This window comes from Pyrinomonadaceae bacterium, from assembly GCA_036277115.1.
Classification (GTDB): Bacteria; Acidobacteriota; Blastocatellia; order Pyrinomonadales; family Pyrinomonadaceae; genus UBA11740.
In genome coordinates, this window is sequence record DASUNM010000015.1 from 181,899 (window position 1) to 195,628 (window position 13,730).

Genomic DNA, 13,730 nt, shown 5'->3' on the forward strand with positions numbered 1-13,730 from the left:
GCTCAGGTCGGGCATTGTCCACTAAAACAAGCTGTGTGCCATTAGATAGAGAAAGAGGTCGCGCCGAAAACGTAATTCAACTGCGGGTGCAATCGACGGCCGGGCCTGGCCGCCACACACCGAATCGGTGATCTGTCGACTGAATCGTGCAACCGCAATTGCACGCGATCTTGTACTTGACTCTGACTACTCAGAACGGCTATTTAACACGCCACCGTCGCGGCAAGGCCGCAATCCAGAACATGGAAGAGAAACTAAGCTTCGTCCAGCGTTTGATTCGATCCCTTCCCGGAAACTGGGCAAGCGACATGGAAGCTGAATCGCGCAAGTGGATCGCGAGCTGCCGCGAATGCGGCTTCGAAAAATCACTGTGGGAGCATGGCGGCGTCAGGTGGAAAGCGGCCGGGTCGCCAAGCACTCGACTGGTCTGCGATCAGTGTGGCCGGATTACCTGGCAGCAGTTAAATTATCGCGATCCGAAGTAAGCCCGCGCGATTGTTAACTTTAATTCTCTCGAAGCGTTATTAAACTTATGAACTTCACCATGAATCTGTTGTGGTTGCGCGTCATTAAAACCGCAATAGCCATCGCCTTCCTGGCCGCTGGCTTTAAAACAGTCGTATGTGCGCAGGATGCCACCAGCGCGCAAATCGACGAACTCGTTAAAACGGAGATGAAGCTACAGCGTATCCCCGGACTCTCACTCGCCGTAGTGAAGGACGGCCAGATCGTTCTGGCTAAGGGTTACGGCCTGGCGAATGTTGAGCACCAGGTGCCTGCAAAAGCCGAAACCATCTTTCAATCGGGATCCATGGGCAAACAGTTCACGGCGATGGCTGTCATGATGCTGGTGGAAGCGGGCAAAGTCAGTCTTTCGGATCCCATCACCAAATACTTCCCTGACTCGCCGGCCACCTGGAAGAACATTACTGTGCGGCATCTGCTTACGCACACGGCCGGCACGACGGATTACCCGCGCGATTTCGATTTCCGTCGCGATTACACGGAAGACGAATTGCTCAAGCGCGCCCAGCAGGTTCCGCTTGCCTTTCAACCTGGAGAAAAGTGGGCTTACAGCAACCTGGGATATGTCTTGCTTGGCATCTTGATTCACAAAGCGAGCGGCCAGTTCTACGGAGATTATTTGCAGGAGCGTGTGTTTCGGCCGTTGGGAATGACCACGGCCCGGATCATTAGCGAAGCCGACATTGTGCCGAATCGCGCCGCCGGTTATCAGCTCTTGCAAGGCCAGCTAAAAAACCAGAACTGGGTTTCACCGACTTTGAATACAACCGCGGATGGCGCGCTCTATCTCACGGTGTTCGACGTGGCCAAGTGGGACGCGGCGCTCTACACCGAAAAGCTGGTTAAGAAAGAAAGCCTCGTGGCCATGTGGACGCCCGTCAAGCTGAACAACGGGAAGAGTGAGAAATACGGTTTCGGCTGGGCCGTGAGTGATGTTCGCGGCCACCGCTTAATTGACCATGGCGGAACGTGGCAGGGATTCAAGTCTTACATCGCTCGTTATGTTGACGACAAATTGACGGTGATTGTGTTCGCGAACCTGCGGCAGGCGAACCCTTCACGCATCGCACAGAAAGTCGCCGGCATTTACCACGCCGACTTAGCGCCGCCCGTTGCCGAAGCCATCGCAGACAAAGAGCCTGCGGTCACTGCGCGGGCAAAAGAGATCGTTCGCAAAGCTACCGAAGGCTCGTTAGACGCAAGTTTGTTTACGCCCGAAGCCTGGCCACAAATTTCGCGTGGCGCCGCTGACGCCAGTGCGTTCCTGAAAAACTACGGCCCGTTAAGCAACATCGAACTGCTCGCGGCCACCGAACAGAACGGCAATCGCGTCTACCGTTATCGGCTTAAGTATCAGGACGGCAACGTTGTGTTTGGAATGACGCTGAAACCTGACGGGAAGATCGTGCGCTTGAATATTAACCCGGAGTAAACCGCACGGCCTGACTGCGTAGCAGCGAAGCTAAATCTGCTCCACTTTCCCTTGCTGACCAGGAGGATTAATTCATGAAATCGTCTCGACGCCGTTTAGCGAACGTTGTCGCGTTCGCACTTCTCTTCGCTTTCTTATCCTTGCCGGTCAAGGCGCAGGGTCCGGCCACGACGCCACCGCTTGACGTCAATCAAAAGCTTGCCGGCTTTGACGCGTTCATGGAAAAAACTTTGAAGGATTGGAACGCCCCGGGCATCGGCGTCGGTATTGTCGTCGGCGACAAACTCGTTTTCGCGAAAGGCTATGGCTATCGCGATTACGAGAAGAAGTTGCCAATCACCGCCAACACCATGTTCCCGATCGCCTCGAACACCAAACTGTTTACCGCCGTCGGCGCGGGGTTGCTGGTTGAAGAAGGCAAACTGACATGGGACCGCCCGATCAAGGAATCTGTGCCCACGATTCAGTTCTACGACAGCTACCTCAACAACTCGATTACTCTGCGCGACATGCTGGCGCATCGCACGGGCATCACGCGGCACGATTCAATCTGGTACAAATCCGATTACTCTACGAAACAGCTTTTTGAACGGCTGAAATATCTCGAGCCGAAGGAATCGCCGCGCCAGTTGTTCCTCTACAACAACATGATGTACGCAGGTGTCGGGTACGCGACTGAGCTTCAGTCAGGCAAGCCCTGGACGCAGTTCGTGCGCGAAAGAATTTTTCAACCGCTCGAAATGAAAAGCAGCGGCTTCACGATCAGCGAGATGCTGAAGCAACCCGACTATGGAGTTCCCTTCACCGAACGCCGCGACTCGTTCGATCTCTACAAGATTCCGTATTACGAAGACACCGACGGGCTCGCAGCGGCCGGCGCCATCGTCTCGAACATCGAAGACCTTTCGCACTGGCTCATCGCTTTGATGAACAACGGCAAGTACAACGGTAAGCAAGTGCTGCCGGCGAAGGTGCTGCAAGCCACGCTGGAACCGGCGATCGCGCTGCCGAACACGGGCGCGCAAACGCGCGGCTGGTGGGAGGTTCTGAATCAGGCATATGGCATGGGGCGTTGGACGGCTTCGTATCGCGGCCGCTTCGTCACGTTTCACGGTGGCGACCTGCCGGGTTTTCACTCGCAGGTCTCGTTCATGCCGAACGAACGCATCGGCGTGATTGTCTTTGTCATCGGCAATCACCCGGCGCCGCTTTACAACCCCATCAGCTGGAACGTATACGAGCGTCTGCTCGGGATGGAAGAGACGCCGTGGACGCAAAGGCTGCTGGACATTCGACTGCGGAACAAGAAAGCGGGCGCGGAAGCGCGCAAGCAGGAAGGCGCCGGCCGCGTGGCCGATACCAAGCCTTCGCACGCGCTCGCGGATTACGTTGGTGAGTACGACCATCCGTCATACGGCAGTGTGAAGATCGGAATGAAAGACAACGCGCTGCAGTTTGAGTTTCACAAGATCAAGCTGCCACTGACGCACTTTCATTACGATCGCTTCGATTCGCCGAATGACGAGGAAGAGGGCAAGTGGTCGGTGAACTTCGCCACGAATCCGCAGGGCGACATCGATAAGGCGACGATGTCACTCGACGAAGCGGAAGTTACCTTCGTGCGCAAGCCGGCGGCCCTCGATGCAGCAGCCGGGCAACGCCTCTCAGGCACTTACGAGACACCAAGCGGCGCAAAATTTCAGGTGGTGTTCCGTCCTGACGGAATGCTTTACGTCGTGCGCATTGGCGCGCCGGATCAGAAACTGATTCCTTACAAAGGACTGAGATTCCGCATCCCGGAATTCGCGGACGTGATCATCGAGTTCGTGGAAGAGGGCGGCCAGATTACGGGACTCAGACAAATCACACCTGGCGGTGTGTTTCTGTCGAAGCGAGTCCAATAGAGCGGTTTACGCGAAGGCGTGAGAGAAGGTGCCAGGGGTAAGCGAGCGCAGCGCGGGTCCCCAGTGGAGCATCTCCGCTGGGGTGCTAGTTGCGACACCCCTGGATCAGTTTGGGTAAGAAAGTCCCGCCCTGAAGGGGCGGTAGCCCGAGAGCTGACACCCTATGAACGTCAAGAAACTAACACCAATCCTGAACGTCTCGAATATCGTTGAGAGCTTCGAGTGGTTTGCAAAAATCGGATGGGAAAAAGGTTGGGACTGGGGCGACCCGCCCACTTTCGGTGGGGTCTGCAATGGCAAGACTGAGATCTTTCTTTGTCAGGGCGGCCAGGGATCGCGCGGTGGGCCGATGCCGCAATTCGTCGGCGACGATGAAACCGGTGGCACCTGGATGAGTTGGTGGTTGGAATCACCGGCCGCCGTTGACGAAGCGTATCAACTGGCGTTGAAGCATGGAATCACGGTCACAATGCCACCGACCGACGAGCCATGGAATGTGCGCGAGTTTCACTTGCGGCATCCCGATGGACACACGTTTCGGGTGAGCGCGGGACTTGAAAAAGAATAATGCGCTGCTTTCGGAACTCTTGAAGTAGCGTAGTCATTCACAAACGCGCTGTGTCTCTGTGAAATGCTCTGTGTCTCTGTGGTGAGTTTCGTTTAGATCTTTTCACCACAGAGGCACCGAGGATGCATTGAGACACGGAGAAGGAAAAAATAACACGACCGGCCGGACCACTCACGGGGGCTCCACCTGGGAAATGCGTCGATTGCCGAGTAGTCTCATGAAAGCAGTCTTCAAACGCGCTGTACCATACGCCGAGGATGCTATGAATCTACCGGTCGCAAACGTAGAGGCTGCCATTCCCTTTTACGAGAAGACCTTCAATTTTCGCGTTGTCGGCAAACAAGACTCGCCGGTGAAGTCGGCGGTGCTGGCGCGCGATGAAATCCAGATCGGGCTGGCTGAAAACGGCGGCGACCCGACACAGGAAGGCTGCTACTTCGAAGTCGACAACGTTGAGTTCGCGTTTGAAGAAATCAAGGGTCGAAAACCGGCCGGGTCTGACCTCGAATTACAAATAGAGGGCAAGTGGTCGCAGCGCGTCTTTTTCGTCGTCGCACCGGACGGCCTCTGCTACATGATTGGCCAACCCCAATCGTGATCGCCATGGAGATTTCGCTGCGTATCATTTTGAGAAAGCCAACCGCCGGCGTGGATTTCGGTCTGCAGAAAGGTCGCGGCAGCAAATACGAAGTCGTACAGAAGCAGCGCTCCACCGGAGAGAATTTGAAGTTCGAATTTGCGGTGGGCGTGAAGACCGGCAAGGACGGTGCGCCTGATTTTTCCGGACCCTTCGTACAAGGAGCGCGCGGCGATCGCTACTTCTACATCGACATCGGAACGTACGCCGGCCAGGAGAACACATGCTGGAGCCGTCGTTTGAAAGTTCCTCTCAGTTGCATCACCCCGGACTTGATCAACTCGAGCTCGACGCTGATAGCTGACATTCCCGGCACCGCGCGCGACGGCGGACCCAGCTGTGCTTATGCCTGGCTGAAGTGTCTTGATCGGCCGTGGCATTGGCGCCCGTCAGAACCCTCTGCTGCTGTTCCTCTGCCTTTGGGAGAGGTTAGGTGAGGGTGCGAAGCTTTAGCGGGTGGTTGAACTTCCGCTCCAGGTCGCAGATGGTTAGATCAACCTCTAGCTATCTCGAAGAGTCGGGATTCTGACTTCACGCGAAGCCGTAAAGGTACGCACAGACACGTGTGGAATCGCCGACAGTTTCTGGTGGGCTCAGCAGCGTTGGCTGGTTGTTCGGTGCTGCCCGCGAGCATCGACGCAGGCCAGCAGCAGCGAGGAACCCGCATCGTGCTGCTGGGCACGAAAGGCGGGCCGACGCTGGGCACGATTGGCCGGAGCATCTTCGCGACGCTCATCTTAATTAACGACGTTCCTTATTTAATCGATTGTGGCTATGGCGTCTCACGACAGATGGTCACTGCGGGAGTCGCACTCAATCGTCTGCGCTACATCTTCATCACGCATCATCACTCCGATCACAACCTTGAGTACGGACCGCTGCTCTACAATGCCTGGATCACCTCGCAACCAATTAAGATCGACACGTACGGACCGGCAGGCTTGCGCCAGCTTACCAGTGATTTCTTTGCGTATCAGAAGTTCGACATTGATACGCGTATTGCTGATGAAGGCTTGATAGATCCCCGGAAGCTCATCACGGCTCATGAATTTGACCGTCCGGGAGCCGTGATGGAGAACGCGGATGTGAGAGTCACCAGTTTACGTGTGCGCCATCCGCCGATCACGCAATCGTACGCTTATCGTTTCGATGCAAAAGATCGCTCGATTGTCATCTCCGGCGATACCGCCTACCTGCCCGAACTCGCAGAGTTCGCCAAAGGCGCCGACGTGCTAACTCACGAAGTGATGTACCTGCCGGCCATCGATAAATTGATTCGACAGAATGCGGGCGCGACGCGCCTGCGCGAACATCTGCTTGCTTCACATACCTCGACGGAAGACGTCGGTCGAATCGCGGCCCGGGCCGGCGTCAAGACACTCGTGTTAACTCACTTTGTGCCGGGCAACGATCCTTCAGTCACCGACGAGCAGTGGTCGGAAGGTGTGCGCAAACATTTCAAGGGGCGGATCATTGTTGGGAAGGACTTGATGGAAATCTAGTGCGCACACGCTCACGCGCAGTCGAAGAACCAATGTAACATGCAAAAAGGCCTCGCATTTAAGCGAGGCCTTTTGCGTTGGCGAAAGATGTCTAAGGCTACTTCGGCAGCAGACTGCACTTGCTTTCCAAAAAGCCCCCGACCATGAAGTTTGCTCCCACGACAATCGGCTGGTTCGAGGTGACGCGTACTGCAACGGACACGTTGGCCTCAGTAGTGGGAGAGCTGCCAGATGTCGGCATCGTCCAAGAAACATCGCGGGTATGACCGGCCGCTAGCGGTACAGTCGCGCCGTCGGCGTCGCCCGGGTAAGTTTCGCTGGCTGTACCAGGTATCGCCGTACCGACGAGGTTAACGCCAGTGCCATTCAGGATATTGACGGATACATCCGCACCACTGGAACTGCCGTTAAAAACATACAGATCCAGACGTTGATTACCGATAGTGTTCGGACGGTGTGCTGCCATGCATATCCAAACATACGGCGCTCCTCCTGATGAAGGCCCTGGCGGACCCGTCGGGCCGGTTGGGCCTGTTGGACCGGTTGGACCGGTTGGACCGGTTGGACCGGTTGGACCTGTGGGGCCGGTGGGACCTGTCGGACCGGTCGGTCCCGTTGGGCCGGTTGGGCCAGTTGGGCCGGTTGGGCCGGTTGGGCCCGGAGGCCCTTCTTCATTCCAACTTATGCGGGTTTCATTGTTGTGACACGCCGTGCTCGCATCCACTAATCGCATCCCTCCGTTGCCGGGATTGATACAAGCTTCGAACACCGCAGCATTGTTCGTGGCCAACTTTGCGATCGGCACCGACAGCACCAGTAAAGCAACGCCGACCAAACCGGCCACCACACTACGGCGCACGAGATTCTTAGTCATTTGTAGTCTCCTTCCAGGGGGCATTTCCAGCCGCCTCTCTGCATTGAAAGTGGAAAAATCGGTAAGGGGGGAGCAGTGAATCTATGACGGCGAGGTTAAGCTGTCAATATTTTTAGTACGGCCGCCGCGAATTACTTCCCGGGCGGCCCAGCGAAAGGAATATGCCGCTACTACTTCTGGTAACAAACGTTCGGCGATATTGTTGAGAACAGATTGGGTTATATAATTGCGCCGCGCCTTAGCGATTGCCCATCAGCCCAAAGGAGCTATCTCCCATGCCGCCACGAACGATCGATGAAGTCCTTGTCGAGCTCGATCAGATAATTCTTCAATCGCGAAACGAACAGAGCCGCCTCGGGTTCTTCACCGCGCTCTACCGGAATGTCACGATCAAAGTGAAAGAAGGTATCGCCACGGGTTTTTTTGAAGACGCTGCGCGGATGGAGCAGCTCGACGTCACGTTTGCCAATCGCTACTTATCGGCGCTCCAGAGTTTTCGCGCTGGGAAACCGGCGAGCAAGTGCTGGGTTACCGCCTTTCAAATTGCCGGCACGTCGGCGCCGACCGTTCTGCAGCAACTCCTGGTCGGGATCAACGCGCACATTAATTTCGATTTGGGCATCGCCGCGCAGGCGGTCGCCCCGGGAAACGCGTTGCCTGCTCTTAAAACGGATTTCAACCGGATTAACGACATTCTCGGCGGCATGATTAACAAAGTTCGCACGGACGTCGGCGAGGTTTCGCCGTGGATTCGCATGCTCAACATGTTCCCATCGCAAACCGACGATCGACTGATCAATTTCAGTTTGAACAAATCACGAAACAGCGCGTGGCTGGTCGCAAACCTCATCAACTCGACGCCCACCGATAAACTGGGCCGGGAGTTGGAAATCCTCGACGACGGCGTTGCCAAACTTGGTGCGCTGATCGCTAATCCGCGCGAATGGCTTATTAGTCTCGCTTTGCGGATCATTCGCCTGCGTGAGAGTAACGACGTGCCTCACATTATCGACGTGCTCAGTCAGGTCTAGCGATTGTTCGAGGATTCAACCGTCAGGATGGCAATCTCCGGCGGGACACGAAAACGAAGTGGCAGAATGCTCGTGCCGATTCCAGTTGTGACGAACAAGTGATGTTCATTCTCGAAGACATGACCGGCGGAATATTTTTGGCCGAAGCGCGACGGTACGATTGGTGCACCGAGCAAAGGGAACTTCACCTGGCCGCCATGCGTGTGAGCAGCGAGCATCAACGGGACGGTCTTAGGAAGGTTCTGAAACACGTCGGGATTATGCGTCAGTGCGATTATTGAGGAGCCCGAAGGTATCTTCGCAAGCGTCTCGACCACTTTTTGCGGACGCGTCCAGATATCAGACAAGCCTGCCAGCCAAAGACCTGCATCCTTTCGCTTGACCTCCCTCACCTCGTTTTCAAGAACCTGGATGCCTGCCTCTTCAAGCGCCCGGCGTACGTGATAGCCGTTGTCCCACCAGTCATGATTGCCAAGCACTGCGTAGATCCCAAGCGGGGCCTGAAGATACTTCAAGTGATTGGCGATAATTTCCGGCGCCACTCGATGACCGTGCCAGGTATCCTGCGACATGAAATCGCCAAGCAGAACCACTAAATCGGGTTGTTGTTGATTCGTGCGTTCGACGAGCAGCCGTAACTTTAGATCATCGACAAACGGAGCTCCGGCATGAATGTCCCCAATGACGGCGATGCGAAGTCCATGAAGGTCACTCGGCCAGTTGTTGATTTGAATTGCCTGTTGATTGACGACGAGACGATTGGGCTCAATGAGGAAACCCCAGATTTCGCACAACAAAACTGCGAGCAGGAAAAGCCCCACAGCAACACGTAGTCGCCTTCGCCACAATTGACGACGGCTGGTTTCAACCGTGCCGGGTAAGGGCCTGAGTGCCTGAAACAGAAAGAACAGAAGGCCAATAAGAATTGCGATTGCGACTACGTAGGCCAGGTTTATCATCTGAGATTGGCACGGAGCGCATGACTTGCTGCATTAGCCTGCAAACTAGAAGCGAAATCCCTCTGCTAGTCGTCAGTACTCTCTTTTGGAAAGTATTCACGCCAGCGACGATCGACTAGTTCCGCAATGTCGTCGCGAACGATGAGTTCATCAGGCAGCGACGGTTTCTTGCGAGCGTCAATCATTATCGGTGCTTGATAAGAAAGATGATGCCGGACGACTCTCGTCTCAGCAGCGTGGATATCCCCAGCGGGTTCAAAGCGCGTCCACGTTGACCAAAGGAAGGCTGTCGGCGATTTTGCGACGCTGGCATCGTCATGAAGTACGACTAAAGGCCAATCCGCAAAAGCGGGATCACTGGCAAGACGCGCTGCCTGTTCCTTGTCTTCCAGATACGGTTGGCCTTGAACGACGAGGCATCCGCCGCAAAAAACCTCCGCGCCTGAGACTCCGTGAGGCAGTTCGCCGCGGAACTCGCGCGGCAAGTCACGGACGGCGTCACCTAATCCCATCAGAATTGCCTTGCTGCCTTTGTTGACCGTGCCGCTGGTGTAGTCCAACGTGTCCATCGAAGTGTTCGCGAAGATGAAGAGGTCGCTCTCCCACTTCACACGCGCCAGCACGTGCTCCAACACGCGGGGAAAATCAGGCAAGTCAATGTCTGAGTCGGTGAGGATGAGGAATTTCGTCAGCGCTAACTGGCCTTCACCGAGAATCCGGAAGCCGTGCATGAGCGCCTCGCGCGCGTAACGTTCGCTGACAACGGCGGCTGCCAGCGAATGGAATCCAGTCTCGCCGTAACTCCACAGGTCGCGCACGCCGGGCATTACTAATGGAAACAGCGGCGCCAGAAGCGACTGCAAATAGTCGCCGATGAAAAAGTCTTCCTGCCGCGGCTTGCCCACGACCGTCGCCGGATAAATGGCATTACGCCGGTGGTAGATCGCGTCGCAATGAAACACCGGGTATTCGTGTTCGAGTGAGTAGTAACCGTAGTGATCTCCGAAGGGTCCCTCCAGTCGGCGCTCGTGTGGCGGGGCGTTTCCGACCAGCGCGAACTCGGCTTCGGCAATTAATCGATGCGCGGCATCGCGCGCCTGAGTCACTTTCAGTTTCTCGCCTTGCAACAGCGACGCGAGCATCAACTCGGGAACGTTTTCAGGCAAAGGCGCAATCGCCGAAACCAGCAAAGCCGGCGGACCGCCGAGAAAGACCGTCACCGGCAGCGACTGGCCCAGATGTTCCGCCGCTCGATAATGAAACCCGCCGCCCTTTTGAATTTGCCAATGCAAACCGGCGGTCTCAGCGTCGTAAACCTGCATGCGATAGATGCCCAGGTTGTGCTGCTTCGTGGCCGGATGTTCCGTGTAAACCAACGGCAGCGTGATGAATGGCCCTCCGTCCTCCTGCCACGTGGTGATAACGGGCAGGCGATCGAGTTGAGCCGGTTGAATTACGTTCTCGGTGACCGCTGCGCGCGAAACCTTTCGCGTTCCCAATCTCAGAAACTCGAGGCCCAGCTTCCGATGACGCCAGAGCTTTCCGGCATTGGGAGGAATCAAAGTCTCCGCGACCCCGACCATCTCCTTAACAAACTCTTCCGGACGTCTTCCAAAGGCGAGCTCAATTCTCTTCTGGGTGCCGAAAAGGTTTGTGACGACTGGAAAGCTGCTTCCCTTCACTCGCTGAAACAAGAGCGCCGGCCCGCCGCGTTCGATCACACGACGGTGAATTTCAGCGAGTTCCAGATACGGATCTACTTCCGTTTCGATGGTGAGAAGATCGTTTTCGCGGCGAAGCAGATCGAGAAACGAACGAAGATTTCGATGCATCTAGGGCGGGTTTCAATCCAGATCGAGCGGATTCCGGTAAACCTTATCTTTGTCTTTGTCGGCGCGCTTCATCGCCTCGCGGAATTTCTCTTCCAGCAGACGCTCGCGATCTTTCATTGAGCTCATTTCCTGCGCAAAGATTTGCTCGCGGTTTTGCTTCTGCTTGTCGAGGTCTTTGGCCAGTACTTCAAACGACGCGAGGGGCTTCTGCTTCTCTTCATGCGAGATCAACGCGCCGGTGTTGGCATCGATGATCAACGTAGCTTCACAGCACGGGCAAATGATTGTGAATCGAGAAGTGTCGGCCATGGCAACTCCAACGTCGAATTGCCGTCAGTATAACATCGTCTGCGATAAAAGCTGGCGCGCAAGAAACGAAAGAGCGGCCGTCCAGACCAGCCGCTCTTTGCCAATTACTCTTGAGACCGACCCGGTTAGGGATCGATGACTTTCTTGATTGTCTTGCCGGTTTTCTTGGCTGCATCAGCGCTCTTGTTGGCTACGGTTTTCGCTGTGCTCTTTGTCTTGTCACCAACGTCTTCGGCTTTGTCGCCGACTTCTTTACCGACGCTCACCGCTTTGTCGCCCACGTCTTCAGCCTTATCGCCGACTTCATTAACACCTGCCTTGGTCTTGTCGACCGCTGTCTCCGCACCGGCCGCGACCCATCCCGCCGCATCGGCGAGTGCGTTACCGGTCACCGCTAGCGCGTCTCCGACCGTTTCAGGAACGTCTTTTTCTTCCCCAGTCTTCGAGTAGACCTTAACTGTGCGACGGCCGTCGCGGGTCGTTACCACCACACGCGAAACGCGCGGATTGTCGCGGAACGTTCGCGTCTCAGTTCGCGTGCCCGTGCTGTCAGTAGTCGTAACGATCTCGGAATTATCCGGCCCGGTCGTTGTGATCGTTTGGTTGGCGTTGGTGTTTGCCTGATCGGTCGACGAACAACCTACGAAGAATGATGCCAGCGCAACAACCAACGCTGCGATAAGTAGTCTTTTATTCACAATCTTCCTCCTGTTAGCTTTAAAGACGAATATTTGAACAAATTATGGGCAATAGACATGCCAGCAGACATCCGCGGGCGAGCTTCAAGTTCTTTGGTTTTTGAATGGATTTTTACCCGTTGCGCAGCTTTCAGATCCTCAATCTGAACGGGGTGAGTACGAAAACGAAACGGTTACTTGCGAGCCGTGAGGTAAATCGGTGCGCTGGAGATTTCGAGAGTCACGCCTTGTGTGCTGGAGACGGGTTCGCGGGTCGCTGCACCAGTAAAAGTAGTTGCCATGAACGCGCCGGTCATTCCCGGCAAGGTCACGCGATGGGTGACTGGTGAAGATGTCCACGCCGCGATGCGGTAGTCGCCGGCGCTTTTGAACAGCAGAACGTAATCACTGTCACTGCCGACATTAATGCGTTTTTCGAAAGTGTAGCCGTTCAAGAATGTGTTCAGTGTCCGGGCGGCGTGATACGCAGGTTTCGGATCGTAAAGCGGCGTGCGAGCGGGAAAGTGTCGATGGTGCACCAGCCCGAAGTGATGCTCCGGCTCACGGGGATCCGGTCCGTCGTCACGCCAGTCATACCAGATTGAAATGGGAATCCCGTTGGCAACGTTCGTGAGAAATTGGCGCGCGAGCAGCTCGCCTTGAATCTGTTCATTCATACCGCGCCAAACGGATGAGTAACCCCACTCTCCTGAGACGATCGGCATCTCGCGACTGGTCGAAGGCGTCCGGTAACGCGCGACCGTGTGCCGCAACACACAATATTCGTCAGCAACACTTTCCGGATTTGTCTGACGATAAGGATGCACGGAAACGCCGTTCCAGTAATTGAGCAAGCCTCCTTTGAAGCAGGCTTCAAGGAACTCCGAATCAATGGCCGACGTTGCTGGGCCAATCAGCATTTCACCTGGCACTTCGGCTTTCCACGCGCGCCCCACCACTTGGGCCAGCGCGATGTACTCATTCACATTTGGTTTTGGCGGCCAAAAGAGCTGATGGTTCGGTTCGTTATAGAGTTCCCAAATTATTCCGCGTCCGGAAAAGTGTTTAGCGACCGCAACGGCCCATTGCGCAAATGCCCGGCGCGCAGCCTCGGTTCGCGGTGGCGCCCCATTGTCGTAAAGCGGGTTTCCATAGTCGAGAATGAAAAGCGCGCGAATGCCATGCTCGTCAAGCGCCTTCGTCAATCGTTCATACGGAGAGAAATCATAGCGGCCGCGCACCTGTTCGGTTAGATCCCATTTGAAGTCCATGCGGACCCAACGAAAGCCGGCGTCCGCAATCATTTTGATTTCGCCAGGCTCGGGATCGGTGAAATGAATGTTGACTCCGAAGCCACGCGGAAATGTTTGTGACGGCGGTTGAGGCTGCCAGGAATCAGCGCAGCGTTCAGCCGCACGGTGGGTACACGATAGAGATAAAAGGCAGAGTGAAAGAAGGAGATGTGCGGCGCGCATTGCCG

The 13,730-nt window shown here is 55.7% G+C and carries 14 protein-coding genes; 8 read left to right on the forward strand and 6 right to left on the reverse strand.

Annotated features, from left to right (window positions below):
• Positions 1-242 precede the first annotated feature (242 nt).
• From VFX97_03765 to VFX97_03795, 7 genes are all read left to right on the forward strand, one after another.
• A complete protein-coding gene (locus VFX97_03765; GenBank protein ID HEX5702317.1) occupies positions 243-485 on the forward strand; it encodes a hypothetical protein in 243 nt (80 codons plus the stop codon).
• Positions 486-532: 47 nt separating this feature from the next.
• A complete protein-coding gene (locus VFX97_03770; GenBank protein ID HEX5702318.1) occupies positions 533-1,957 on the forward strand; it encodes a serine hydrolase in 1,425 nt (474 codons plus the stop codon).
• Positions 1,958-2,031: 74 nt separating this feature from the next.
• Positions 2,032-3,861, forward strand: a complete 1,830-nt coding sequence (locus VFX97_03775; protein HEX5702319.1) for a serine hydrolase — start codon at positions 2,032-2,034, stop codon at positions 3,859-3,861.
• Positions 3,862-4,024: 163 nt separating this feature from the next.
• Positions 4,025-4,429, forward strand: coding sequence for a bleomycin resistance family protein (locus tag VFX97_03780; protein HEX5702320.1), 405 nt, complete (start codon positions 4,025-4,027; stop codon positions 4,427-4,429).
• A gap of 217 nt (positions 4,430-4,646) precedes the next feature.
• Positions 4,647-5,027 carry a VOC family protein gene (locus VFX97_03785; protein HEX5702321.1) on the forward strand — a complete coding sequence of 127 codons (381 nt, stop codon included), beginning with the start codon at positions 4,647-4,649 and terminating at the stop codon, positions 5,025-5,027.
• 5 nt (positions 5,028-5,032) lie between these two features.
• Positions 5,033-5,503 carry a DUF5990 family protein gene (locus VFX97_03790; protein ID HEX5702322.1) on the forward strand — a complete coding sequence of 157 codons (471 nt, stop codon included), beginning with the start codon at positions 5,033-5,035 and terminating at the stop codon, positions 5,501-5,503.
• Positions 5,504-5,629: 126 nt separating this feature from the next.
• A complete protein-coding gene (locus VFX97_03795) occupies positions 5,630-6,568 on the forward strand; it encodes an MBL fold metallo-hydrolase (GenBank protein ID HEX5702323.1) in 939 nt (312 codons plus the stop codon).
• A gap of 97 nt (positions 6,569-6,665) precedes the next feature.
• Here the strand turns inward: VFX97_03795 and VFX97_03800 are convergent, their stop codons facing one another.
• Complete coding sequence (locus tag VFX97_03800; protein ID HEX5702324.1) at positions 6,666-7,442, reverse strand: hypothetical protein; 777 nt, start codon at positions 7,440-7,442, stop codon at positions 6,666-6,668.
• 275 nt (positions 7,443-7,717) lie between these two features.
• Between VFX97_03800 and VFX97_03805 the strand changes: the two genes are divergently transcribed.
• Positions 7,718-8,473, forward strand: coding sequence for a DUF5995 family protein (locus tag VFX97_03805; protein HEX5702325.1), 756 nt, complete (start codon positions 7,718-7,720; stop codon positions 8,471-8,473).
• Here the strand turns inward: VFX97_03805 and VFX97_03810 are convergent.
• From VFX97_03810 to VFX97_03830, 5 genes are all read right to left on the reverse strand, one after another.
• Positions 8,470-9,432 (reverse strand): metallophosphoesterase, encoded by a 963-nt coding sequence (locus VFX97_03810; GenBank protein HEX5702326.1) that lies wholly within the window; start codon positions 9,430-9,432, stop codon positions 8,470-8,472. The genes VFX97_03805 and VFX97_03810 overlap by 4 nt on opposite strands.
• Before the next feature lie 65 nt (positions 9,433-9,497).
• Complete coding sequence (locus tag VFX97_03815) at positions 9,498-11,264, reverse strand: menaquinone biosynthesis decarboxylase (protein HEX5702327.1); 1,767 nt, start codon at positions 11,262-11,264, stop codon at positions 9,498-9,500.
• A gap of 12 nt (positions 11,265-11,276) precedes the next feature.
• Positions 11,277-11,573 carry a hypothetical protein gene (locus tag VFX97_03820; GenBank protein ID HEX5702328.1) on the reverse strand — a complete coding sequence of 99 codons (297 nt, stop codon included), beginning with the start codon at positions 11,571-11,573 and terminating at the stop codon, positions 11,277-11,279.
• Positions 11,574-11,698: 125 nt separating this feature from the next.
• The gene (locus VFX97_03825; GenBank protein ID HEX5702329.1) at positions 11,699-12,271 is read right to left on the reverse strand and encodes a hypothetical protein; all 573 of its coding nucleotides are present in this window, start codon (positions 12,269-12,271) and stop codon (positions 11,699-11,701) included.
• A gap of 173 nt (positions 12,272-12,444) precedes the next feature.
• Complete coding sequence (locus tag VFX97_03830) at positions 12,445-13,725, reverse strand: cellulase family glycosylhydrolase (protein ID HEX5702330.1); 1,281 nt, start codon at positions 13,723-13,725, stop codon at positions 12,445-12,447.
• Positions 13,726-13,730: the final 5 nt, after the last annotated feature.

What these genes read in the sequence shown, in the direction of transcription:
- VFX97_03780 (HEX5702320.1), top strand. Translation starts at nt 4,025, where the DNA reads ATGAACGTCAAGAAACTAACACCAATCCTGAACGTCTCGAATATCGTT.
- VFX97_03815 (HEX5702327.1), bottom strand. Translation starts at nt 11,264, where the DNA reads ATGCATCGAAATCTTCGTTCGTTTCTCGATCTGCTTCGCCGCGAAAAC.
- VFX97_03805 (HEX5702325.1), top strand. Translation starts at nt 7,718, where the DNA reads ATGCCGCCACGAACGATCGATGAAGTCCTTGTCGAGCTCGATCAGATA.
- VFX97_03785 (HEX5702321.1), top strand. Translation starts at nt 4,647, where the DNA reads ATGAAAGCAGTCTTCAAACGCGCTGTACCATACGCCGAGGATGCTATG.
- VFX97_03765 (HEX5702317.1), top strand. Translation starts at nt 243, where the DNA reads ATGGAAGAGAAACTAAGCTTCGTCCAGCGTTTGATTCGATCCCTTCCC.
- VFX97_03770 (HEX5702318.1), top strand. Translation starts at nt 533, where the DNA reads ATGAACTTCACCATGAATCTGTTGTGGTTGCGCGTCATTAAAACCGCA.
- VFX97_03820 (HEX5702328.1), bottom strand. Translation starts at nt 11,573, where the DNA reads ATGGCCGACACTTCTCGATTCACAATCATTTGCCCGTGCTGTGAAGCT.
- VFX97_03790 (HEX5702322.1), top strand. Translation starts at nt 5,033, where the DNA reads ATGGAGATTTCGCTGCGTATCATTTTGAGAAAGCCAACCGCCGGCGTG.
- VFX97_03810 (HEX5702326.1), bottom strand. Translation starts at nt 9,432, where the DNA reads ATGATAAACCTGGCCTACGTAGTCGCAATCGCAATTCTTATTGGCCTT.
- VFX97_03830 (HEX5702330.1), bottom strand. Translation starts at nt 13,725, where the DNA reads ATGCGCGCCGCACATCTCCTTCTTTCACTCTGCCTTTTATCTCTATCG.
- VFX97_03775 (HEX5702319.1), top strand. Translation starts at nt 2,032, where the DNA reads ATGAAATCGTCTCGACGCCGTTTAGCGAACGTTGTCGCGTTCGCACTT.
- VFX97_03800 (HEX5702324.1), bottom strand. Translation starts at nt 7,442, where the DNA reads ATGACTAAGAATCTCGTGCGCCGTAGTGTGGTGGCCGGTTTGGTCGGC.